This window comes from Coleofasciculus sp. FACHB-712 (assembly GCF_014695635.1).
Classification (GTDB): Bacteria; Cyanobacteriota; Cyanobacteriia; order Cyanobacteriales; family FACHB-T130; genus FACHB-T130.
Genome location: NZ_JACJOQ010000513.1, coordinates 1 through 22,402, shown reverse-complemented (window position 1 = coordinate 22,402; position 22,402 = coordinate 1). Strand labels below are relative to the sequence as shown.

Annotated in this window: 18 protein-coding genes and 2 pseudogenes; 11 read left to right on the top strand and 9 right to left on the bottom strand. The window is 46.7% G+C overall.

From position 1 onward, the window contains the following. Positions 1 to 293: 293 nt before the first annotated feature. Both H6F50_RS17225 and H6F50_RS17220 read right to left on the bottom strand, forming a co-directional pair. Complete coding sequence (locus tag H6F50_RS17225; protein ID WP_190429645.1) at positions 294 to 542, bottom strand: hypothetical protein; 249 nt, start codon at positions 540 to 542, stop codon at positions 294 to 296. Continuing rightward, the gene (locus H6F50_RS17220; RefSeq protein ID WP_190429644.1) at positions 539 to 1,129 is read right to left on the bottom strand and encodes a ParA family protein; all 591 of its coding nucleotides are present in this window, start codon (positions 1,127 to 1,129) and stop codon (positions 539 to 541) included. Before H6F50_RS17220 ends, H6F50_RS17225 begins: the two co-directional genes overlap by 4 nt. 359 nt (positions 1,130 to 1,488) lie before the next feature. Here H6F50_RS17220 and H6F50_RS17215 point away from each other — a divergent pair, with 359 nt between their 5' ends. The 9 genes from H6F50_RS17215 (at position 1,489) to H6F50_RS17170 (ending at position 11,400) form a co-directional block, all read left to right on the top strand. Beyond that, entirely contained in the window at positions 1,489 to 2,262 is a 774-nt protein-coding gene (locus H6F50_RS17215; protein WP_190429643.1) for a hypothetical protein, read from the top strand. A gap of 248 nt (positions 2,263 to 2,510) precedes the next feature. After that, a complete protein-coding gene (locus H6F50_RS17210) occupies positions 2,511 to 3,362 on the top strand; it encodes a tyrosine-type recombinase/integrase (RefSeq protein WP_190429642.1) in 852 nt (283 codons plus the stop codon). Between the two features lie 92 nt (positions 3,363 to 3,454). Further along, positions 3,455 to 4,321, top strand: coding sequence for a tyrosine-type recombinase/integrase (locus H6F50_RS17205; RefSeq protein ID WP_190429641.1), 867 nt, complete (start codon positions 3,455 to 3,457; stop codon positions 4,319 to 4,321). A 254-nt stretch (positions 4,322 to 4,575) separates the two neighbouring features. After that, positions 4,576 to 4,881 (top strand): hypothetical protein, encoded by a 306-nt coding sequence (locus H6F50_RS17200; protein ID WP_199292216.1) that lies wholly within the window; start codon positions 4,576 to 4,578, stop codon positions 4,879 to 4,881. Between the two features lie 195 nt (positions 4,882 to 5,076). Continuing rightward, a complete protein-coding gene (locus tag H6F50_RS26555; RefSeq protein ID WP_199292215.1) occupies positions 5,077 to 5,322 on the top strand; it encodes a hypothetical protein in 246 nt (81 codons plus the stop codon). Positions 5,323 to 6,542: 1,220 nt separating this feature from the next. Further along, positions 6,543 to 7,187, top strand: a complete 645-nt coding sequence (locus tag H6F50_RS17185; protein ID WP_190416057.1) for a sigma-70 family RNA polymerase sigma factor — start codon at positions 6,543 to 6,545, stop codon at positions 7,185 to 7,187. A gap of 14 nt (positions 7,188 to 7,201) precedes the next feature. Then, entirely contained in the window at positions 7,202 to 8,185 is a 984-nt protein-coding gene (locus H6F50_RS17180) for a DUF1822 family protein (RefSeq protein WP_190429640.1), read from the top strand. 21 nt (positions 8,186 to 8,206) lie between these two features. Next, the gene (locus H6F50_RS17175) at positions 8,207 to 10,582 is read left to right on the top strand and encodes a CHASE2 domain-containing protein (RefSeq protein ID WP_190429639.1); all 2,376 of its coding nucleotides are present in this window, start codon (positions 8,207 to 8,209) and stop codon (positions 10,580 to 10,582) included. Beyond that, positions 10,579 to 11,400 carry a DUF928 domain-containing protein gene (locus H6F50_RS17170; RefSeq protein WP_190429638.1) on the top strand — a complete coding sequence of 274 codons (822 nt, stop codon included), beginning with the start codon at positions 10,579 to 10,581 and terminating at the stop codon, positions 11,398 to 11,400. The genes H6F50_RS17175 and H6F50_RS17170 overlap by 4 nt, the downstream gene beginning before the upstream one ends. A gap of 40 nt (positions 11,401 to 11,440) precedes the next feature. Here H6F50_RS17170 and H6F50_RS17165 read toward each other — a convergent pair whose 3' ends face one another. The 3 genes from H6F50_RS17165 to H6F50_RS17155 form a co-directional block, all read right to left on the bottom strand. After that, on the bottom strand, positions 11,441 to 14,101 hold the full coding sequence (locus tag H6F50_RS17165) for a CHAT domain-containing protein (RefSeq protein ID WP_190429637.1): 2,661 nt from the start codon (positions 14,099 to 14,101) through the stop codon (positions 11,441 to 11,443). A 176-nt stretch (positions 14,102 to 14,277) separates the two neighbouring features. Beyond that, positions 14,278 to 16,752 carry an S-layer family protein gene (locus H6F50_RS17160; protein WP_347277176.1) on the bottom strand — a complete coding sequence of 825 codons (2,475 nt, stop codon included), beginning with the start codon at positions 16,750 to 16,752 and terminating at the stop codon, positions 14,278 to 14,280. A 130-nt stretch (positions 16,753 to 16,882) separates the two neighbouring features. Next, a complete protein-coding gene (locus H6F50_RS17155) occupies positions 16,883 to 19,366 on the bottom strand; it encodes a filamentous hemagglutinin N-terminal domain-containing protein (RefSeq protein WP_190429636.1) in 2,484 nt (827 codons plus the stop codon). A gap of 380 nt (positions 19,367 to 19,746) precedes the next feature. Between H6F50_RS17155 and H6F50_RS17150 the strand changes: the two genes are divergently transcribed. Then, complete coding sequence (locus H6F50_RS17150; protein ID WP_190429635.1) at positions 19,747 to 19,884, top strand: hypothetical protein; 138 nt, start codon at positions 19,747 to 19,749, stop codon at positions 19,882 to 19,884. Between the two features lie 51 nt (positions 19,885 to 19,935). Next, positions 19,936 to 20,175: pseudogene (locus H6F50_RS17145) on the top strand (hypothetical protein); the annotation flags it as partial. 169 nt (positions 20,176 to 20,344) lie between these two features. Here H6F50_RS17145 and H6F50_RS17140 read toward each other — a convergent pair. The 4 genes and pseudogenes from H6F50_RS17140 to H6F50_RS17125 all read right to left on the bottom strand — a co-directional run. Next, positions 20,345 to 20,563, bottom strand: a pseudogene (locus tag H6F50_RS17140) (hypothetical protein); the annotation flags it as partial. 40 nt (positions 20,564 to 20,603) lie between these two features. After that, the gene (locus tag H6F50_RS17135; protein WP_190429634.1) at positions 20,604 to 21,380 is read right to left on the bottom strand and encodes a peptidylprolyl isomerase; all 777 of its coding nucleotides are present in this window, start codon (positions 21,378 to 21,380) and stop codon (positions 20,604 to 20,606) included. A gap of 53 nt (positions 21,381 to 21,433) precedes the next feature. Next, the gene (locus H6F50_RS17130) at positions 21,434 to 21,883 is read right to left on the bottom strand and encodes a nitrogen fixation protein (RefSeq protein WP_190429633.1); all 450 of its coding nucleotides are present in this window, start codon (positions 21,881 to 21,883) and stop codon (positions 21,434 to 21,436) included. Positions 21,884 to 21,928: 45 nt separating this feature from the next. Then, positions 21,929 to 22,186 carry a hypothetical protein gene (locus H6F50_RS17125; RefSeq protein WP_190429632.1) on the bottom strand — a complete coding sequence of 86 codons (258 nt, stop codon included), beginning with the start codon at positions 22,184 to 22,186 and terminating at the stop codon, positions 21,929 to 21,931. Between the last annotated feature and the right edge of the window lie 216 nt (positions 22,187 to 22,402).

Genomic DNA, 22,402 nt, shown 5'->3' with positions numbered 1-22,402 from the left:
ATGAAGCAACGGGTTTAAACCTTGAGAATATCGGAAGCTGGGTGCGATGAAAGTTGCACGCCCAGATTTAACAGAGAGGGACGGGGAATAATATCCCCTCTCGACTCTAACAAGCCAAAGGAGCCGAAAGAGACACTTGGGACGGAGTGAGGAGCGAGTGCGACAAACATTAATTTAAGAATTGGTCGAAAAGCAAGCGCACGGTTGATGAAATTCTTGCTACATTGAAGCGTCAATCTTCACCTTCGCGCGATCGCCGCTATCAGGACGTAGTAGCGAGATCGCACAAGAATTTAAACATCTAGATAAGTCGATCGAGATTTCAGATACTGGGCAAGAGATTCTTCAACAATCTGGCTCATCTCCTGTTCATCCGACACCGCGACGGACTTCAGTTGCCGATGTAATTCCTTGGGAAGGTAAACAGTCGTGCGGATATAGTTGGGGTCTTTACTTTTAGATAGTTTGGTACTTTTGGTCGGCTCGGTCTCAGGTGCAGGTACTTTTTTAGCGGCATTGAATAGCTCGTCAAAACGGCTCATGGCAGTATCTCCTTCCCAACAGCGGTATAGCAGCGCCAAGCATTTTTAGCATAGGGGTCTTTCACATCGCAGACTGGAACCCCTTCTAAGGCAGCCCGTTGGAAGACTGCTAGCCGTCGAATTTCCGATTTAAAGATAGGTAGAGAGGCATTTTCAATCGTAGCTCTCGTTTCTAGTCCAACTTTGCTGGGATGAGGAGGAATCAGAGTTAGCAAAATTCGGTAGTTAGAAGTAAGGGCATGCAGCGCCGCCACCATTTGCAGCATGGCACTGAGAGCCAGCGCATCAGGCGAAGTGGGCAAGACCAGTAGGTCGCAGCCCTCAGCCAAGGTCTTAAGTTCTTCTGGAGCAGGTCGCGCGGGTGTATCAATCACAATATGTTCGTACTGTTTGGCAAAGCGGATTGCCTGCTTTTCATCCACAACCTTAAACGGCAATTTCTCTCGACTAGCCCACTCACTAGCACTGCGGTTAAGATCCCCATCTACCACAAGAGTTGGAGCATGCTGTTGGAGGTAGGCAGCCAAATGTAAGGCCGTGGTTGTTTTCCCCACCCCTCCTTTAAATGAAGCAACCGTCACAATCATGGGATGCGGCAATGAGTCCTGATGGACAGATTCTATCGCAGTTCAAAGTGAAAAGCATCTAAATGCTTAAATGCTTGAATGTTTAAAAGCTTAGAGCAACTGTCACAATCATGGGATGCGGCAATGAGTCCTGATGGACAGATTCTATCGCAGTTCAAAGTGAAAAGCATCTAAATGTTTAAATGTCTGAATGTTTAAATATTTAGATGTTAAGATATTTGAATGCTTAGATGTTGAGCTGCCCATGACTGTCTCAAGTCTCAGCAGGAAGCGATCGCACGGCAAGATAGCCGCCGAGACTGTCGCTTCAATTCGTACTTCAAGACGCCTGACTCTGAACTTTAAACCACTTCTTAAAAATGAACCCTTTCTCATCCAGTCCCGAACCATCGCTAGCCAAGTACATCGGGCACCTTCCTCGTCAAAGCCTTCTGAAATATGCTCAGACAGAAGACCAGAAAGCTTACTGGGGTCATCTAGCTGCTTTCTATTTCTTTGTTTCTCACTGCTGGCAGGCAAAGCTTCAAGGAAATGACCCTTTCATTGAAGCGGTTGAGGACCAGACCGTCAACCAGTGGTACTACGACGCGATTTGGGCACGGGCGAATTTACTCCAGAACTTGTGGAAGCTGATTGAAAGCGGACACCCGTGGATTAGTAAAGCGTTCGCTAACCAGGAATATGACTGTCCCTTCACAAGTGCACCTGACCTGTTCTGCCACATTATTGAAATGCAGGCCAATTATACTTTCAGCCGCTGCCTCAAGCCTTATCACAACGTTTCTACCCCAGAACGACTTAAAGCCTGGAAAATTCTTCGTAAGCTTGTTTCTACTAACGAGCTGAAAGCTCCCCAACGTAAAGTACTCAAAAGTCTCACTTCTCAATATCATGGCAATTCCTGGTTGCTGGTTTCCTTAGCAGTAATCTGCACTGTTGCGGATTCTGGCAACCAAGAACTTCTCCAGAAGCTAAACGATTACTGCACAGCAGCAGTGCGAGACATGGAAGTGACTGTCACGGGACTATCCAGAAAACGCAGTTCTAAGAATTTTGAGAAATTTTACTCCTTCACTTGGCACCACGGAAATATCGTTCCCGCCAACAAGACTGGCGGAACTTATTCGCTTTAACAAAACTTTACAACAGGGTGCAACCTAGTTAGGACTAAACAGTTGCCCCTTAGAATGAGTCAGTCGCTAAAAAATCTACTTAAGCCAACTTCAAGCTTCCTTCTTAAATCGTTGATTCTGCACCAGGGGAATTTTGCCAAAAATTTTCCTAAATCGCTGCGGCGATCTGGGAATTAAACCGGGTTGCTTAAAGTCCAAATTGTCTGTCCAACCCAAAAAAGCTATCAACTCTAATTCAAGAAAATCTCATGAAAGTTAATCGAAACGGTCAGGCCAAAGTTTTAACTCCAGAAGAACGAGAACTGCTGCTAACTAAGGGATTCCTTTGCCAGCGAGATCGGACTCTGAATGAACTTTGTTATTACACAGCTTGTCGGATTTCAGAAGCACGACAAGCTCGATACACAGATATCTTTGATGGAGATAAAGTTCGAGAGACTATCGTCATTAGGAAATGCATTACTAAAGGTCAACAGGCTACTCGCTGCATTCCCACTCATCCGAAGCTAATCCCATCTTTAGAAAAATACATCCAAGACTCTATAGAACTTATAAAGATTAAACAGATTATCGGACAATGGGATTACAAGAGCTTGCATTGTGGTCAGGTTTTTGACAGCGAGCAGAGAATTATTTGCCCGAAATGTGCTAGTTACGACATTACAACCGCTGGAATGAGTCGGGATAAACAAATGTATAAATGTAAAAGCTGTTTGTATCGCTTTCAAACAAAAACAGCTTTCGTGGATCATCCTGAATTGAGAGATAACATAATTCGTTTGGGAGTTTATAACTCAATGAGTTACGGTTTTCTTTTCATGAACCCTAACAACCCTTATTTATTCCCTGGTGCAGAAGGAAAAGGGTGTCTCGCTTTGAACACAGTCACTGGAATCTTCATGAATGGTTGTAAGCGAGTGAATGTAGTTGGAGCTTCTACTCATAGTTGGCGACGGACAGCACTAACAGAGATAAATAAAGCTGGGGTGCCTCTCAGAGTGACTCAAAATATTTCTGGGCATACCCGGCTCACCCATCTCCAAAAATATTTAGAAGTTTCTAGAGAAGAAGTTGAACAGGCTGTACTTCTTTTACCTTAACCTGAGTATTTGGGTTGAATGAAGTAATTGTGCCATTGAAAACTCTGTAAAATTGTTCCCATTTTTTTTAGGAATCGAGGAGCCATAAACTTATGTTGATTGACAGAAATGGTCAAGCTAAAGTTCTCAGCCATAGAGAAATTCAACAGCTATTTGAGCAAGGATTCAGATTTACGAGAGATAAAGCTCTATTTGCCACCTGCTTTTATACAGCTTGTCGAGTTTCTGAAGCCCGACAAATGCATTTTGTTGACGCTTTTCATCAAGAAACCGTGCGAAATGATATTATCCTTCGTAAAGCGAATACTAAAGGACAACAAGCGACTCGGACAATTCCTACCCACCCTCATCTTAAAGAGATTCTCCAACAATATCGCCAAGATTCTTTAAAATTACTCCACCTGCGAGAGTTATTTGAAGGATGGAGCCACAAGAACTTAAATTCCGAAGGGAAACTGGTTTGGAATAATTTGCTTCAATGTCCTCTTTGCGGCTCTAATCATCTCAGTAAGCAAGGCTGGTACAGAGACAAACAACAAGTTTATCTGTGTAAGAAATGCCATCATTATTCTCACGAATCGAAACTGGTCAAGTGCCAACTTAATGCCTCAACTCCACCAACGAGTGAGTATGACACTTTAGGAGTGACCAGCTCCTCAAACTACGGATTTTTATTCGTCGATCCCAAAAATCCTTTTCTGTTTCCAGGACAGCAAGGGAAAGGATGTCTCAGCCTCAGAAATGCTATTAGCATTTTTGAGATAGCTTTTGACAAACTTGACATTTCTGGGGCTTCCTCTCACAGCTGTCGCCGGACATCGCTGACGATCATGCACGGCGAAGGAGTCATCCTTCGGGTCCTACAAGAAATCAGCGGACATAGAGATTTAGGAGCTTTGCAGAGATACCTGGAAGTGTCTCCCGACCAAACACGGGCCGCCATTAATGTTTTGGGGTGAACCTTTATCACAAATAAAACTGATTGTCAATGACCAGCTATAAGGGGATTTCTAAGAACACGAGGCTGAAACGCTTTCCCTATAACGATTTCAACTTTAGAGATATTTTTAAGGATATTTTAACAATTCTGTGTCAAATCCAGAAAAGCATAGCTTACAGTTAAAAAAGCTTTTGAACAAAAGCAACTGGTTTTGTAACAGCAGCTATACACTTTGATGTTCCGTCAATTTAGTAACAAAACTTGAAGGGGTTAATGATGGGTAATTCTGGTCGGGGTGGTGCAAGAGCGGGTGGGGGTCGTCCCTCACGGTGGAAAAATAAGCCGACAATTACAATCCGAGTGCCGGAAGCTTTCGCTGAAACGCTGTTGGAAATTGCTGAAAATCTAGATCGGGGGATTGAGGATACCCTTGTAATTGACCGGAATTCAATGAATGTTAGTCGGCAAACCAAAAAAGAACAGCTAGCTTTATCACAACTCCGTATTTACAAACATTCTGGGCACAAAGTCCTACGATTGGAGGAGTTAATTAGTGTGTTACAGAGCAGTCTTGACTAACGCTGCTTCATTACTCCAGGCAGAATAAAATTGAAAGTTCTTTTCTGACCCAGTGGTTGGAACTGCTCCTGAAGTAGTAGCGTGTCTAGTCTAATTTAGTAGGCTTACTGAGGACTGAAAAGCTGGAAAGGTAAGCTTTTTCACATTTATTTAACCTAAACCTCACTACGACACGCTTTACCGATCTTCACAGGGTTGGCACTAAGGCTAGCAAGCCTGTTGCCCTGGTGGGAGTATTTGCTGGGAGTAGTAGTACTCTCAGCGTACCGGGAGTTCGAGCAACGGGTTTGGTTAGTAACCTCAGTCATGTTATTCGACACGAGCGCTAAATGGCTCAATTACGACAATTCACAGCGACGTAATTGGTCAGATATTCCGATTGTTCTCCAACTACAGGACTTACAAAGCGAATATTCAGAGATTTATCAGCAGGAAAAATAGCAACTTCCACAGAAGAAATGGAAGCTTAAGAAGCTAACTCATGAGGAAGCTCGGCAGGCTGTTCAATACATCCAAAGCCTGTGTGCTCAAATTATGGAAGACATAATCAAGAAACCGGAGAGTTTCTCAGCCACGGGACTCGACGTCTCTTTTGTGCCCACAGTTCAAGAAGTTCAACAGAAGGCTGAAAGTCGAAGCGGCGCTCGCCCTCTTGACTTCACGACATCTAGGAGCGTGTTATTCCTACCAAAAAATTTGCAAGCAACTGTTGCCAAAGGCGGAAAGCAGCATAACCGGGCATTAGCTCGGCTACGAGTGCGAATCCCTGCATATGATTCGCCACTTTAAGATTTTTCGCATCTTTTCAGGTCGCTATCGTAACCGCCGCCAGCGGTTTGGTCTGCGTTTAAATCTGATAGATTTGATTGCTGGCTTGTTGAACTACGAACTGGCACATGCTTCACGATTTATGCAGGGAGTCTATTGTATGTAGTAATTTTTGGTAATTTCATAGGCAACGGTTATTAATTGCTTGACGAATTGGCATGTTGGGTCGTCCATAATCATCGAAGGGAAAAATTTGAGATGGAATTGTGTGTTGGAGTGTCAACAATACAATTACCTAAGTTGGTCATGTGATGCCATGAGTGCTGCGTGCAGAATGAACTAATGCGTTGCTCTACCTTTTATCTGGTTCAGGCGGCTTCTTTTATCCGAAGCGTCTTTTTGTTACGAAACTTTATACTCAAAAAGTCAAAGCTTCGTAAGGTCAACGTTATGGTCTGTAAAGGAAACACCCAAAATCTTTGAACAACCTAACCAGACGCTCTTGGTGGTTCTGCTTTGGCACTCTCAATACTCACCTATACTTGATACGGACACGGACGCTCCTCGTGTTTGAAAGTCTTAAGTGTCACGGCGCGTGACCTGAGTCTGAGCCACCTGACGGGAATTCGGACTGGTAGCTAATTACTGGCAAATCATCTTCGGACTATCTTCTTCAAAGAACGGCGCTCTCTTAAGTCTTAGCTAGGCTCAAAAGCTTCCGCAGGAATTTCTCTCAACAGCAGTAGTTGACACCAGATCGGATGTTCCGCTTGTACTAAGCGCCTTTGAAAATTTTTGTAACAATAAACGAGGTTTCGCATAAAATTCGTGTTTCGCATCTGAGAAACAAATAGAGGTTCGTATCGGCTGTTCAATAACCTTTGGTGTCTTAAATGAATAAGACGGCGTTTGATGAACTAGATGAGCAACTTAAACAACTAGCCAAGAGCGCCCAGCAGCATCCACCGTTGGCTCAAGGACGGCAGCTAGCTTTAAGGAAGCTCCTGAATGGAATTCTACAATCAGGCAGGCTTTGCCGTCCGCAGTGGGGTCAATTTTCAGGTGTTTATGAAGATATTTATGATGAGGCACGACAAGAACTGTTACTTTATATTTGCCAAAACATTGACAAGTACGACCCGGAACGCGGAGGTGTGATGGCATGGGCCAATGTTCTCTTGGAGCGGCGATTTTTTAAAGAAGCCATTCCGAAAATCTTAGGCAGCCCCGGCATTCAAAAAATGACCCTTGCAGACTTGGATAATTTTGCAGTACCGGAATCACCTCCAGTCCTCAATGAAATTCTTACCGAATATATAGAATCAGACCCGGAAAAGCTTTTTCAAAAGGAACATATAGTAAATCATCCAAAAGCTAACTTCCGAGCCTTAGTGAGACGGCGAATCTTGGGAGATTCTTGGAAACAAATTTCAGCAGAGTTTGGTATAAAAATTCCAACTATCAGTAGTTTCTATTACCGTTGTTTGAATAAATTTTCTGCGAATTTGAAAGAATATTATCTCAATAATATTGCTTAATTTAGAGACAAAAAATGATGGAAAACCTGTCAGAATCTTTAACTTTCACTGTACCTCTAAGCTCGGATGCCCACCGCTTCGCCGAACAGTTTCGCAGACAACAAAGCAATCAGAAGAAAGCCAAACAGGTTTATCTCAATACGTTGGCGGTATCTGCCGTGAATTTCTACCTACGTTGTATGGGAATAAAGACTGATTGGGAAACTAGTCAGAGCTGTAACCCAGTGATGCAAACCTTTATGGATGTCGCCGATTTGTCCATCCCCAATAAGGGTAAATTAGAGTGTTGTCCCGTCTTGCCAGATACCTCTGTCGTCCAGATTCCGCCCGAAGTTTGGTCAGACCGGATTGGTTATGTCGCCGTACAGTTTGACAAATCGTTGAGAGAAGCGACGCTACTAGGATTCACCCCAACGGTTCCAGAAAGCGGTGAGCTACCTGTGGGCTGTTTGCGATCGCTCGAAGATTTGCTCTTACACATTCATCAGATTGGGCAATCCTTAGAAGCAGAGAAAAAACTCGCTTCAATTGTTGCTTGTGACTCTCAACCAGTTAACCTAAGCCAATGGTTCCAGAATATATTTGAGACGGGTTGGCAGTCTATATCAGCACTTTTAGGCACAGACGAACAGAATTTAGGCTTTAGCCTGAGAAGTGCATCCAGTGCGAGTGAAACTAGCGTGAAGCGGGCGAAGCTGATTGACTTGGGGCTAAAACTAGGGAGTCAATCCGTAGCACTGTTGGTAGCTCTAGCACCGGAGGACGAACAGAACGTGGGTATTTTAGTGCAGGTACACCCAATAGGGGGAGAAACTTATCTGCCACCCAACCTCAGACTAGGTTTGCTCTCTGAATCAGGAGAAACTCTTCAGGAAGTACAATCTCGTTTCCAAGATAACTACATTCAACTGAAGCGATTTCAGGGAGGATCGGGAGAAAGCTTTAAACTGCAAGTGGCTTTCGGTGATGTCAGTATGAAAGAGGCTTTTGTAATCTGACCGCTCTTTTGCCAGACACCAATGAATAAGTTAGTTGTTTTGAGCCTAGGCAATGGTGATTTGGGGAATGGCTTTGGAGCCGTTACAGCCCAGCTTTGGGAACAAAGCGATCCTAATCCTATGAAGTTCACAGGATGTTTATCAGCAGCGCCAGAAATTCCCGAACTCTACAGACATTGGCAGTTGCTCTATAAGGCTCTGTATCAACGTCTGGATTGGTGTCCTCGTATCAAAATTCAAGAAGCCGATGTAACTAATGTTTCTGAGGTTGAATTTAGCGATTTATGCCAGCAGTTGTCAAACAGCATCAATGCTTGGCTCAACTCGGAACCGTTTGGCAACATTAACCAGCAGTTACGAACGCACTTAGACCGAGACGAAGAAATTCGCTTCATCATTGAAACTAACGATAACCTTTTGCGGCGGCTTCCTTGGCATCTATGGAAATTCTTTGAAGATTACCCCAAGGCTGAAGTCGCCTTGAGCGCCCCGGAGTACCAACCCCCAAAAAAATCTAATGTACAAGCTCCCGGTTCTAAAGTAAGGATTTTAGCGATTCTTGGTAATAGCCAAGGAATCGATACTGGAAAAGACCGGGTTTTTCTAGAACAATTATCAGATAAGGCATCAACGAAATTTTTAGTAGAGCCGCAACAAGACAAGTTAAATGACCAGCTCTGGAAACAAGGTTGGGACATCCTCTTTTTTGCCGGTCATAGTTCCAGCAAAGAAAAAGGGCTGCTTCAGCTGAATCAAACAGACGCGATTACGCTGGACAGATTAAGGAATGCCCTAAAAAAAGCGATTGAACGTGGCTTACGCTTAGCGATTTTCAACTCCTGTGATGGCTTGGGCTTGGTGCAGCATCTGGAGGATTTGCACATTCCCCAAGTAATTGTCATGCGGGAACCAGTGCCAGACGTGGTAGCTCAAGAATTTTTAAGGCATTTTCTAACAGCTTTTTCGGGTGGACAGTCTTTATATGCTGCGGTTCGAGAAGCACGAGAAAGGCTGCAAGGACTAGAGAAGCAATATCCCTGCGCGGCTTGGTTGCCCGTAATCTGCACCAATCCTGCCGCAGAACCTATGACTTGGCCAGAAAAGGGCAATGGGAGAAAGCGCGATCGCTCTTTGTTGCCCAAATGGCATTGTCTGCAAACAGTGCTTCTTTTGGGTGTGGTGGCAACATCTGCGATTATGGGGGTGCGCCATCTAGGGATGCTGCAAGCATGGGAGCTTACAGCTTTCGACCAGTTAATGCGATCGCGTCCAGATGAAGGGCAAGATCCGCGCCTCCTCATCGTCACTATCACCGAAAATGATTTTCAGCTAAAAGAACAGAAGCAGAGAAAAGGGTCTTTATCGGATTTTGCCCTGGTTCAACTCTTGGAGAAACTCAAGACACTCAAAGCGCGAACGATTGGTTTAGATATCTACCGCGATTATCCTGTAGACCCCAAACAAGCAGATTTAGCCGCTCGGATGCAAAGTCAGGAGGACTTGTTCGCAATTTGCAAAGTCCGCGACCAAGAAGCCAACCATCCTGGGATTTCGCCTCCTCCTAATGTCCCGACAGAACGCCAAGGCTTTAGTGATGTTGTCAAAGACCTAGACGGCGTTCTGCGTCGCCATCTATTAGCGATGAAACCAGGCCCCGCATCCCCTTGTACTGCGCCCTACGCCCTCAGCGCCCAGCTAGCATTCCATTATCTAGAGGCGGAGGGGATTTCTGCCAAGTACACTCCTCAAGGGGATTTGCAAGTGGGCCACGTCGTCTTTAAGCGCTTGCAAGCTCATACTGGCGGCTATCAAAAAGTAGATGCGTGGGGCTATCAAATACTTCTCAATTACCGCTCCTACCACCGCACCCCTCTAGAGGTTGCCCCAACCGTCACGCTTGCAGAAGTTCTTAACGATCGGGTCAAACCCGATCGAGTCAAGGGTCGAATTGTCCTGATCGGTGTCACTGCCGAAAGCGCTCATGATTATATTCCCACCCCGTACAGTGGTAGTCAGGGGTTCTACCAAGAAATGCCAGGAGTGATTGTGCAAGCGCAGATGGTGAGTCAGATTCTGAGTGCGGTCAAAGATGGGCGACCCCTATTACGGGTTTGGCCTGTTTGGGGCGAAATTCTTTGGGTCTGGAGCTGGTGTTTTGTGGGAGGTATCCTTGTCTGGCACTGTCAGTCACGACTACACCTGGGATTGGCGGCTGGAGCTGCACTCTCGATTTTATACGTTGTTTGCTTTGGTCTGTTCACCCAAGGCATCTGGATACCCCTCGTCCCATCAGTTTTGGCTTTGGTAGTTACTGGCGGTAGTGTAGTAGTCTACGCGACTTCCAGAGCCACAGCAACAGTAGCATACACCGATAACTTTGAGCGATCGCCCAAATGAAGTTGCCTGTTCAAACGATTAAACTTACCTTTGCTATTAGTTGGGCGCTCCTTGCCTGCACGCGATTACAGGCGCAGCCTGTTGACTCGGTATTACTTGTGCAACGCCCGACCTTAAACCCCAGCGGACAATCAAACGGATCGTTGATATTTGCCGCACCGCCTCCACCCGCCGACATCGGGGAACCTGGTCGTCGCTTTGAAGCAGGAAGCCGTCGTGTCTGTGAGGAAATGGACGGACAGCGCTCTATGTCTGAGAAAAAGCTGCTTACTGCCTTGGTGCCGGTTTACCCAGATTATCAGCCTCTGAATGCGGAATTGGTCTGGGGAGCGACGACCGCCGAGCATCCCACTTTCTGGTTTTATGTACCTTATCAGCCCCCATTTACTGGAGAGTTTGTGCTGCGGAATAAAGATGGTAAGTTAGTCTACCAGACTAATGTCACGCTACCCAAGACGCCGGGGGTTGTTAGCCTGCCCCTTCCATCCACAGCTCCCCCGTTAAAGGTTGGTGAGCGGTATCGTTGGTATTTCAAGATTTACTGTAAGCCACAACAACCACCTGTTTTTGTTGAGGGGTGGATTCAAAGAAACTCAGTGAACCCTGCCCTGGAGAGCCAGTTAGAGAAAGCGACACCACGCGATCGCGTTGCCCTTTATGCCACCAACGGTTTTTGGTACGAGGCGTTGACTGTTGCCTCCCAGCTTCGCCGTACCGATCCGAAAGCTCTTGATTGGGCTGCCCTGTTGCAAAGCGTTGGCTTGGATAGTATTGCAAAAGAGCCAATAGTAGAATGCTGCATCCCTACTAACAATTAAGAATTAAAAAAACGAAGAAATATCTTCGTTTTTTAATTTTTTAAAGCCAATTACCCAATAAAATGTAGGGTGCCCAAAACATCGGACGTTGAAATTGAGGATTCTTTAAAAGAGCCAGCTGAGCGTGACGCAGTGCTTCAGCTTTAGGTAATGCTTGATTATTAGTTAACTCTCGGTAAAACTGGCTCATCAGGAGAGCGGTAGACTCATCATCCACGTTCCACAGAGAAGCTAGGGTACTACGCGCTCCCGCCCGCACCGCTACTCCAGCGATTCCTAAAGCTGCCCGGTTGTCGCCAGCAGCTGTTTGACAGGCGCTAAGAACGAGTAGTTCAATAGCATTGTTGGGCTGGCTTTGGTCTCTAGTTCGCAGTAAGTTATTCAACTCGTTGACATAGATGCGCTTATCCCAAGCGACAATAAATGTCTTTGAAGCCTGAGAGCTGAACTGACCGTGAGTTGCAAGATGAACTACAGGGAAAGGCAGCGAGTTAACCCGATCTTGCAGAGCCGTGCTGGTAAACTCCTGATTAAGAAGTACCTTGCTGGATACTTCAGACTGAATTTCCTCTAATTCGCGCTTCACGTTGGGTAGTGCAGAAAATCCCGAACGTGGTTCACTCACTCCGGCGACTATTGCTTTTAATTGTCGCTGCTTCAAAGGCTTAGGGTCTATCAGATGCAAGCCAGGGGTTAAGGCAACGCTGTAGTTTTCCACGAGATACTGTTTACCGTCGTAGAGAGCCGCCATTGGGATATTCCGCAAGGAACCATCTAGTACAAAAACTAACTCTTTGACATTACTTTGGGCTAAATTTGTCATAGCAGGTTCGATCAACCAGTTATATACCTGTTGGGACAAGGATTTAACTTCTTCAGTTGCATCAGGTTCTATTAGTTGTTGCCGTAGCTCCTTTAAAACGCTTTCCGCTTGGCTCTCGGCTACAGGAGTGGAGTAGTGGTACAGGTTTTTTTGCTGGGATACTTTGAGGATAACCTCTAGTCGGTCTGGCAAAATAATTGGATAGATGACTGCTGTTGAATTCTCTTGGTCAACTACTTTGTCAATCTCCACGGTTGCTTGTAAGCAGGCTTCCCGCAAGAAGTTGTCTAGTTCTGCCAACTGGAGAGCTTCAATGACTTCACGAGCTTTTATAAAATTGTTTTGACTGGGTTCGGAAGTTCCTACAGGTTGCAAGAGCAAATCGACAAGCTGTCGATAGACAGGTTCCACACTTTCCCGAAAGGAAAACTGAACCTCTGGGTTGATAGCGACCAAGTCGCGACGGAGAGACTTGAGAGTGTTGAATGCTTCCGTGTAAGCTGCGATCGCTTGTTGAATATTTCCCTGAGCCTTGAGTAAACGTCCTAACTGCCATTGCCATTGATAGACAATATCTGGAGCATCAATACTTTGGGCTAGAAGTAGGGCTTGCTGGGTGAGGTCAAAGGCATTAGATAACTGCCTTGTTTGTTCGTACAGTCCGCCAAGAGTACCTAAGACATAGGATTCTGCTCGCTGGTCTTTGAGGCTTTTGCTCTGCTGGACAGCTGTAGCTAGTAGCTGAGCGATGTCCGTTGTTCGTTGTCCGTTGCTCCCGGAATCCCGCAACCTCCCAGTCCCTAGCTTCATCAGGCTTTGGGCAAAGTTAATCCGGGCGTAAACCGCTATTCGACTAGCGGGTAGATTGCTAATTTCAGACTGGATTTGGGGCAACAATGTATAGGCAGCGCTCAATTGCTCGTTTTCCAACAATAGGCTCAGCTGATTCATCTGAGACTGGATGAGCGTAGCGGGTGAGACGGATGCGATCGCAGCCTGCTTGTAAAACTCTAAAGCGACTTGGGTATCTTGTTGGGCGCGGGCTGTGTTGCCTAGACTGAGCAGGGCATCGCTGATAGCTTGAGGAGATTGCACTCGCGTAGCCACTTCTTTACTCTCCTGCAAGATTTGCCGGGATTGCTCTAAATCGCCAACAACTCGAAGGACGTTGCCGAGGCTCCGCAGCCCTGTAACCTTGAGAAGGGAATCGGGTTGGTTTTCCAGAAGCTGAGTAGTTTCGGTTAACGTCTGCTGGGCCAGACGGTAAAGCCCCAAAGCTTGAAGGGCTTGGGCTTGGTTAACACGGCTACGAGTTACCCCTAAGGTGTCGCCTACTTGTGCATAAATGTTAGCTGCTTGTTGCCAGGTAGTTAGGGCTTCTTGAGATTTCGAGAGTGCTAGTTGCAGGCGACCTTGAACATCTAGGGCTTGGGCGAGGAGAAGCGATCGCTCTTTCGAGGTGCCAAGATTTTGTCCAGTCTGTAATAGATTTAAACTTTGGGTGATCGCTTGAGATGCTTCAGTCCACTGTCCAAGTTGCTGATAAGCTAAGGAGAGATTGCTTAAGGTCATCGCTGCTTGAAGTCCATCACCAGAGGCTTTGAAGTCAGTAGTTGCTTGTTCCCAGAGCGAAGCTGACTCAGAAAACCGTTCTGCTTCGTAGAGTTTTCTGGCTTGTCGATCTATCTCTTGGGTATCGGGGATACTTTGGACAATGGTGTTTTCCGCAGTCATATAGGCAAAGGTGGGTGGCAATATCGCCGTACCCAAGAACATAGCCAAAAGGAGCGGTAGAGTTAAGAGGCGGTAGGTTCTTGTCTTCACGTACTTCAGCAGGCGACGGACTCTAGGGAAAAATACAGACCGTTTTCTTGTCATGTTCTTGCCTTCGTTCGCAAAGTGTCTTTGCCGGAAAAAGCAGTGGTAGCGAAAAGAATGCTCCAACTGCAACAAGTTGTGAATTTAGTTGCTCAACTACTAGACATCTCCAAAAATTAAATATCGACTCAGGCAGGGCAAGGGTTTCAGATTAATTTTCGGAGATCTCTGCTATATCAAAGTTTAGGGTTCGACTGAAGCGCACTGCACTCAGGTGGCCTCTGCCAAGAACGATGGGGTGTGACGGTGGGCGCATTCGCTGTAAGTACCACTTTGCCATTAGCACCCCTTACCCACCCCTGAGCTTCTACGAGAGGAACGGGTGTGGATCTAGTTCGATTCGTGGAAATATTTGGGATAGAGCGGTTCTTTATTCTAGGGTTGAGAGTAACTAAATCTACTTGAACGGCATCAGTGCTGAGTGCTTCGCCCGGATTGGGTGGCAAGCCGCCGCGACCAGTGATGATAAATTCGCTTTGAGCTTGACTTCCACCTGGACTACAGCCCTGGGCTACTCCAGTATCAACTGGTACGGCTGGCAACTCTGCTAACCCACGACTGGGGTCAACATCTGGCGTGTTGATTTCTACTACACCGTCTACTCCAAACTCAGAACTAGCGGTGATGTCACTCTCTGGAGTTCGTTGTTCTCGGAACTCGGTGCCATAGATGCCAGTAGCGGTGATGTCGATATTGCCGCCTCGTCCTGAGAAAGCATTGGCGGTGATGTCGCTATCTTCAGAAGGGACGGCAACGATGAAGTCAATATCAATAGTGATGTTGCCGCCGTCCCCACCCTTCTGGTCGGTGCCTGCGGTGGTAGAAATTTCACTGTCATTGCGTAACAGCAATAAGTCCGTGACGTGCAGCTCTAGGTTGCCGCCATCGGCTGAAAGAGTCTGTGCTAATATTTTGCCGTTGTCAAGATGAACAGAGTCAGCCGTGATGCTGAGGTTGCCTGCCACCCCTTCTCCGAAGCTGCTGACTGTGGCTTGTGCCCCATCAGAGATGAGCAACTGCGGTGTAGTAATCGTCAAGTCTCCTGCTTCTCCTGCCCCTTGAGTGCGAGCAAACAAGCCACTGGGAGTTCGACCATTGGCTGAGGTGCCAATCAGTTGCACCAATTCAGAGGCATTGACAATCAAACTCCCTCCAGCCCCTTCAGCGAAGGTGCTAGTTGAGACCTGTGCCCCATCAGAGACCAGCAACACAGGAGTGTTAATCGTCAAGTCTCCTGCCTCTCCTGTTCCTGTAGTTGAAGCAAACAAGCCACTGGGAGTTTGACCATTGGCTGAGGTGCCAATCAGTTGCACCGATTTAGAGGCATTGATAATCATCAAACTCCCTCCAGCCCCTTCGGCAAAGGTGCTAGTTGAGACCTGTGCCCCATCAGAGACCAGCAACACAGGAGTGTTAATCGTCAAGTCTCCCGCCTCTCCTGTTCCTGTAGTTGAAGCAAACAAGCCGCTGGGAGTTCGACCATTGGCTGAGGTGCCAATTAGTTGCACCGATTTAGAGGCATTGATAATCATCAAACTCCCTCCAGCCCCTTCGGCAAAGGTGCTAGTTGAGACCTGTGCCCCATCAGAGACCAGCAACACAGGAGTGTTAATCGTCAAGCTTCCTGCTTCTCCTCTCTCATAAGTTTGAGCCGACAAACCACTGGGAGTTCGACCATTGGCTGAGGTGCCAATCAGTTGCACCGATTCAGAGGCATTGACCGTCAAATCCTCTCCTGTTCCCGCTCCTAGCGTAACCACTGCAATGGATGAGCCATCAATGAGCATCACGTTTCTTCCTTGCACCTGGATACTGCCACCGCTGTTGCCACTAGTAGAGACAAAAGCGGCTTGCGATAGACGGATATCCTGAAACTCCTCAACACCTCCATAGTCCAAGGAATAGCCCGTATTAGTCGGTGTCAGGCTCACCTGATGGTTTCCGGCAACACTCCCTAGTTCAATCCGTCCATCGGGTGCTTTAAGAACACCACCCTCGATCGCCACCTCACTCCCCACCAGTGCCAAAGTCTTTCCTGGTTGAACTTCCAGTCCGTCAACTGATTGATTGACAATGCTCCCTGGATTCGCTCCAAACTGCAAGCCAAGGGGGACATTGATAGTCAGTAACGGTGGCGCTTGGGAGTTCGTGGCACTGAAGGCAAAGCCATTGTCAAAAACAACACTGTCTGCTGTTGTCGCGACAAATGAACCTCCCACATCTAGGCAGGCATTCGGTCCAAAGATAATGCCATTGGGATTAATCAAAAACAGATTAGCAGTACCCAATGCACCGGGCGCTCCTACACCCAGCGTACCTAAGATGTCAGAGAGGTCATTCCCCGTCACTCGGCTCAGAATATTTGTAACTCCGTCAGGATTCTCAAAGTAGACGCTTCGTCCCTCACCGACATTAAATTCTGAGAAGCTGTGGAAGAGGTTATTGCCATGTTGAGTGCCGCCCTGGATCTGATCGACTAGAGGTGTAAGTGCCTCGACTTGAGTTCCCAGATTGCTTTCTGGAGCAGCATCGGGTGTGAGATTGAGCTGGGCGAGGACGCAATTTCCAAAGGAGGCGATCGCCCCACTTATCGCTAACCCACTCACTAGCCCCAATTTCCAGCCCCACCTCCGACCGCTTTGAGCTATCACAGCAAAAGCCTCCTCAAGAGCAACAGTTATTGAGTGAATTACAGGTTGTTACCAATCCGGATAAACAGGAAAGCAAACGGTAGGATGCTGGCATAATTACGAATAATCGCGATCGCAGCTTCAGGAAAGTTTAGTTGACACCGCACTCCGGTGGTTTCTGCCAGGAACGATGGGGCGTGACGGTGGGCGCATCGGGCGCATTCGCTGTCAGTAGCACTTTGCTATTGGCACCCATTACCCACCCCTGAGCTTCTACGAGAGGAACTCCTGTGGGTTTAGTTGGATTCGTGGCTTGAGGTGGAATAGAGCGGTTCTCTATTCTAGGGTTGAGAGTAACCAAATCTACCTGAACGGCATCACTGTTGAGTGCTTCACCCGGATTAGGGGGCAAGCCGCCGCGACCAGTGATGATAAATTCGCTTTGAGCTTGACTTCCACCTGCACTACAACCCTGTGCTACTTCAGTATCAACTGGTATGGTTGGCAATTCTGCTAACCCACGGCTGGGGTCAACATCGGGCGTATTGATTTCCACAGTGCCGCTGAACTCAGGTCCAAGTTCAGAAGTGGCTGTGATGTCACTTTGGGGGGTTTGTTCTTCCCGGAATTCTGTACCTAAAATGCCTTGAGCGGTGATAATGACCCGACCCCCAAAGGCATCTTGAGCATTGGCACTGATGTCGCTATCTTCCAAGGCGGCTATTACATCTGTGTCAATGGTGATATTACCGCCAGTAGCTGTGTTAGTGGCGTTGGTGGTGATATTGCTACCACCACGCAACACCAATTCTTGAGAGAGTAGTGTGATATTCCCCTGCCCCTCTGGGCTATCAGGTTGTTGGCTTTTGGTTTCAGCCTCAAGGCGTGCAGCAGTGTCTAGACGGATAGAGTCAGCTTGTATCCAAAGGTCGCCTGCATCCCCTGACCCTTCAGTACTCACAGCGACTTTACCTCCCTCGCGAACAATCAACTGTTCAGTCGTAAGGATTATGTTTCCCCCCTCACCTGTGGGGTCAAGATCAGGAATTTGAATTGTATCAGCAAATACCCCACTAGCCGCGTCAGCCTGATCGAGCTTCGAGGGATCGGCCTCTTGGACAAGTCGGTCATTGAAGGTGGGGTCAGAGCCAGAAATGGTAATACCGTCAGTCGCATTGACAGTGATGTTACCTGCTGCACCAATGCTGTAGGCGGTTGTGAGTAGTTGTCCGCCGCCACTAAGCTCAAGGTTGTTGGTATCAACGGTAATGTTACCGCCACTGTAAAGGTTCCAAGTTCGCGCACTTAAAACGGCTCCATTCGCTAGACGCAGGACATTAGTAGTAACTGTGATATCACCACCCTTACCAGTGGCTGGTGTTTTGGTGCCACTCAACAACCCGCTTGATAATCCATTGCTCCCCAACCCATCAAAGAAGAGGGTATCCGAGGCGGTAATCCTGATACTACCTCCATCCCCCTGTGCAAAAGTCTCAGCCGACACTACAGCACCATTGGTAAGCGAAAGAGATTCTGTTGTGATGCTGATGTTCCCCCCGTTGCCCACAGCTCCACGTTCCACAGTGCTGAATACACCACTTGATAACCCATTGCTCCCGACCCCATCAAAGGAAATGGTATCTGAAGCAATAATTTCAATGTCTCCCGCTTTGCTCTCAGGCAACCCTAGGGGTGAATTTATTCCCGCCTGAAGTTGGCTTCCTCCTGCCATATTCAAGTTCTGGGCGTTGACAATAATACTCCCGCCACCAGCCGCGCGTACATTCACGTTTGCACCATCGGTAAGAGATACGTCAGCTCGCGCTACACTATCGGGAAAACTCAAACGCAGATTATTTCCATCAACATTTAGCCCAACGGTGCCTGTTCCTAATAATCCTCCCAGTTCCACTCGACCTCCCGGAGCGTCTAAAAAACCTCCCTGAATTGAGATTTTCCCGGTTGAAGTGGCAGATGGAGACACATTACCCCCAATTAGTAGCAAGCTTTGATTTTCATCAACTGCTAGAGTTCCTCTAACTTCAATGGAATTAGTCGGCTGGGCGACAATTTGATTGAATACCAAAGCCGAAGGATTAACTATCAGCAACGGATTATCGGGGGAAACGGCTGAAGTTAGGGAGAATTCCGCACCGCCAGGAAACGCGATCGCATTCGCTGTTGTCCCGACAAATGAACCACCAATATCCAGCTGAGCATTGGGTCCAAATATAATGCCGTTGGGATTAATCAAGAAGAGATTGGCATTCCCTCCAGCGCGAATCAGCCCTTGAATATCAGAAGGAGAGCCACCCGTAACTCTGGCTAGGATGTTGGCGATCGCAGGAGCGTTGAGGAAATCAGCAATGCCTCTGTCGGGAATGCTAAAGTTCTCAAAACTGTGGAACAGATTGGTATCGCCAGCAGTTGCCCCCCCTGTAATTTGAAAGGTTGTGCCGTTAGGGGTAACGTTAGGAGTAACTACAGTTCCTAAAGAAGGGTCGGGAGTGACCTGGGCAAAAGCGCCAGTTTCAGAGAAAGCGATCGCACTTGTTAAGGTTATTGCTCCACCTACCACAAAAACACTCGCTAAACCAAATTGCCAGCACTGACTCCGACGGCTTGGAATCATCATAGATAGCTCCCTAAACGAGATGGTCGTTGAGTGTACCACTGCCGACTGCCCACAATGGTAGAAGGAAGCTCAACGGTAGAAACACATAAATCAGGTTACGAATTGTTATTGGGAGAGCGATCGCTCTCCCCTTTGTTTCTGCTCAAGCCGTTGCGGTCGCCACTCCAGCATTTCATGAACCTTACCTTGGTAACACAAACTCTTTTTCTATTTAGTTAATTGTCCGAATTTCAAAATGATGTTTGCGAAAGTGCATCTCATGGGCATCCGCATTTTGTTACCCAATGGCATATTTCACAGGGTTTAGAAGAGACCTCTTGCAGAATTTAGAGGAATAAGCTAAATAGAGGAAGGATTAATGAACAGTTATAGACAACTAAATGAAATATAAACAAGCTTTGTCAAATTCACCATCTGACTTCAAAAGACTGTATGAAGTGACCCCAAGAACGTTTTGGGAAATGGTGCAAGTAGTGCGGGATGCCAACAGGGCAGCCGTGGCAGCTATTCCAAGCTAACAATACCAGACCAAATCTTGCTGACATTAGAGTAAGGCGCGAGAGTACAGAACGCTATTTCACATAGCAAAAGATTGGGGGGTACACGAATCAATGGCTCAACGGACAGTCAAGAGAATTGAAAATATGTTAATCAAAAATAAACAAATCAGCTTGCGAAGTCAAAGAGAAATGGTCAAAAACAACACAGAAATAGAAGTGGTAATTGTAGATGTAGCAGAAACAGAAATAGAACGACTAAAAAAAGCAGAAGCCCTACTACAATACCCACAGGCATTCCTGAGCATATGAGGGTGAACTGAAAAGGCAATAAGAGTCAGGATGCGGGAAAGTGGTGGCGATCGCGTAACTAAATCGGGGTGCGATCGCAGATGCAAAGGCATCCTTCTAGCTAGGTCAGTGATGACACTGGCGTTGCTCTGAGGTGCAACGTTGGAATTGACGGATGAGTAGCATTCGCCTAATTCATCAACAGCTTGACTAATTCCTGAGTGATGGGAAAACCAGTTTGAGGCTCAAAGTGCAGAAACATAGGACTGGTATTGGCCTCTAAGAACACGTATTCACCTGTTAGTTTTAAATGCCAATCAATGGCTGTCCACTCTAGCATCAATGCGTTAGCGATCGCTATACACGGCTGTTGCACTAATTCTGGCAACTCTACCGAAATTAACTTAGAAATCCTCCTGAATTTACAATCAGCTATCTTATTGAAACTGTTAAATATGAGGGGCAAAATTGACTTGCTCCCGTAACCAAGCTTGAAAGAGGGATTCTAAAATTTCCTCTCTGACTAATTCGCTGAGTTCAGTCGGAAACCATTTTTCAATTTTCAGGATGTGATAACCAAGTCTTGTTTGAATGGGTCCGATTACTTCGCCTTCTCTCGCTTCAGAAATTGCCTGTGCAATCTCAGTCATAAGTTTGGCAATAAAGCAAATCCCGACAAAGCCACCATTTTCTTGAGACTGCTTACCCTTTGAATATTCCAGTGCTAAAGCACAGAAGGAAGCCTTTTCCTCTCGGATTGCATAAGCTACTTTCAGAGCATCTGGTAAGTCACGGACTAGAATCTGAGAGAGAGCAACCCGTTTATAATCGTTACGGTTACTCATGTAGTGAGCATCAACAGCATCTCCAAAGAGATGTTCTTTTAACTTCTTTGTGAGTAGGGCTACTCTGATACCTTGAGTCCAATCTTCTACGGTAATACGCTGTTTTTGAAGCCACGCTAAGGTTTCAGAAGCCCCTAGCAATTTGTGTTCTAGACGAAAAGCATCTCCTGCTGCTTGTAATTCTTCATCAGAAACAGTAATGCCGAGCTGTTCGCAGATGTTCAAAACTAATGCATCACATTCAGCCAAAGCTGCTACTTCAGCAATCTTGTGAGAACGATGCAGGTAAGCAATAACATCTTCGTTCGTTGCAGGCGAAATTTCTGGCAGTACAAATTTATCTGCGAACTCCAATTCAGTTTTGTCTAAAGTTTGTGTCATTTCTTTGTTCCCGCTTGAGAGTAAAATGTAGTGCAAGAATTGTTGTTTAGCTGCTAATTCTCGAAATGAGCAGCAGGATTTGCCGATTGCCGTAGTTGTTCAGACGGATGGTAGGTTTCCGTAACAATTTGCGGACAGCGCATACACGCTGCCTTTCCCTCTTGCTGCCACCAGCGGCAGTTTGGGCGCAGGCGACATGGTGGTAATCCCGTCATTACCTTAGGCAGTAACTGGACAATTTTCGTTGCCAGACGACAATTTGAGCCATCAAAGTGCTGGCAGGCGCTTCCCGCACACGGTGCAGCAAACCGAAAAACTTCGGTTGGTGCAACTGGGGCTGAAAGAGCCAGTAGCTCCTCGGTAACGGGCTGCGGTTCTACAAGATGAGCTAGACGTGGTTCTTCGAGCGTACCACCGACAACTCCGAAGACAACGCTACCCTCCATTTCGGGTTGAGCACTCGGGCAAAGAGGGTAAGCATTAATAGCAGTGTTGTGTTCCATGTGTCAACCTTTTTGAAGTGTATGCTGCTGCTGTCTAAGCTTGTCCTATGGCACTGCTCTGAATCCCACAAGGGTTGGTTGTTTTGGCATTACTTCAGTTGGCACTGCTCTGAATCCCACAAGGGTTGGTTGTTTTGGCATTACTTCAGTAGTTAAGGGTTGAAGTCCGCCTCTAATGTCTTGCAGTTGCCGAGCTTCAAGAGCCCGGATGACAGCATTCTCGACGGCTCCAATAAATTCTTCTTGGCGGCCAATAGAGGCAGGCAGAGGCGAAGACAAATCGAAAATTTTAATACTTGCCATTTGAAACTTCCTCCTAACGGTGCTTAAACGAAAAACAAGACTCTAAAAAGGTATAATACAGGCATGGCAACCATTTCACGTTATGGTGTGATAAATGAAAGACACAACTCCCGCCGCCATGCCCCCTTGCTTCAATAGATGGTGCAAACGCTTTGATGATATATTGACGCATCAAGCCCAAAAACGGGAGTTTAGGAACTATATAAGCGGATTATT

What these genes read in the sequence shown, in the direction of transcription:
- H6F50_RS17225 (WP_190429645.1), bottom strand. Translation starts at nt 542, where the DNA reads ATGAGCCGTTTTGACGAGCTATTCAATGCCGCTAAAAAAGTACCTGCA.
- H6F50_RS17220 (WP_190429644.1), bottom strand. Translation starts at nt 1,129, where the DNA reads ATGATTGTGACGGTTGCTTCATTTAAAGGAGGGGTGGGGAAAACAACC.
- H6F50_RS17215 (WP_190429643.1), top strand. Translation starts at nt 1,489, where the DNA reads ATGAACCCTTTCTCATCCAGTCCCGAACCATCGCTAGCCAAGTACATC.
- H6F50_RS17210 (WP_190429642.1), top strand. Translation starts at nt 2,511, where the DNA reads ATGAAAGTTAATCGAAACGGTCAGGCCAAAGTTTTAACTCCAGAAGAA.
- H6F50_RS17205 (WP_190429641.1), top strand. Translation starts at nt 3,455, where the DNA reads ATGTTGATTGACAGAAATGGTCAAGCTAAAGTTCTCAGCCATAGAGAA.
- H6F50_RS17200 (WP_199292216.1), top strand. Translation starts at nt 4,576, where the DNA reads ATGATGGGTAATTCTGGTCGGGGTGGTGCAAGAGCGGGTGGGGGTCGT.
- H6F50_RS17185 (WP_190416057.1), top strand. Translation starts at nt 6,543, where the DNA reads ATGAATAAGACGGCGTTTGATGAACTAGATGAGCAACTTAAACAACTA.
- H6F50_RS17180 (WP_190429640.1), top strand. Translation starts at nt 7,202, where the DNA reads ATGATGGAAAACCTGTCAGAATCTTTAACTTTCACTGTACCTCTAAGC.
- H6F50_RS17175 (WP_190429639.1), top strand. Translation starts at nt 8,207, where the DNA reads ATGAATAAGTTAGTTGTTTTGAGCCTAGGCAATGGTGATTTGGGGAAT.
- H6F50_RS17170 (WP_190429638.1), top strand. Translation starts at nt 10,579, where the DNA reads ATGAAGTTGCCTGTTCAAACGATTAAACTTACCTTTGCTATTAGTTGG.
- H6F50_RS17165 (WP_190429637.1), bottom strand. Translation starts at nt 14,101, where the DNA reads ATGACAAGAAAACGGTCTGTATTTTTCCCTAGAGTCCGTCGCCTGCTG.
- H6F50_RS17155 (WP_190429636.1), bottom strand. Translation starts at nt 19,366, where the DNA reads ATGATGATTCCAAGCCGTCGGAGTCAGTGCTGGCAATTTGGTTTAGCG.
- H6F50_RS17150 (WP_190429635.1), top strand. Translation starts at nt 19,747, where the DNA reads ATGAAATATAAACAAGCTTTGTCAAATTCACCATCTGACTTCAAAAGA.
- H6F50_RS17135 (WP_190429634.1), bottom strand. Translation starts at nt 21,380, where the DNA reads ATGACACAAACTTTAGACAAAACTGAATTGGAGTTCGCAGATAAATTT.
- H6F50_RS17130 (WP_190429633.1), bottom strand. Translation starts at nt 21,883, where the DNA reads ATGGAACACAACACTGCTATTAATGCTTACCCTCTTTGCCCGAGTGCT.
- H6F50_RS17125 (WP_190429632.1), bottom strand. Translation starts at nt 22,186, where the DNA reads ATGGCAAGTATTAAAATTTTCGATTTGTCTTCGCCTCTGCCTGCCTCT.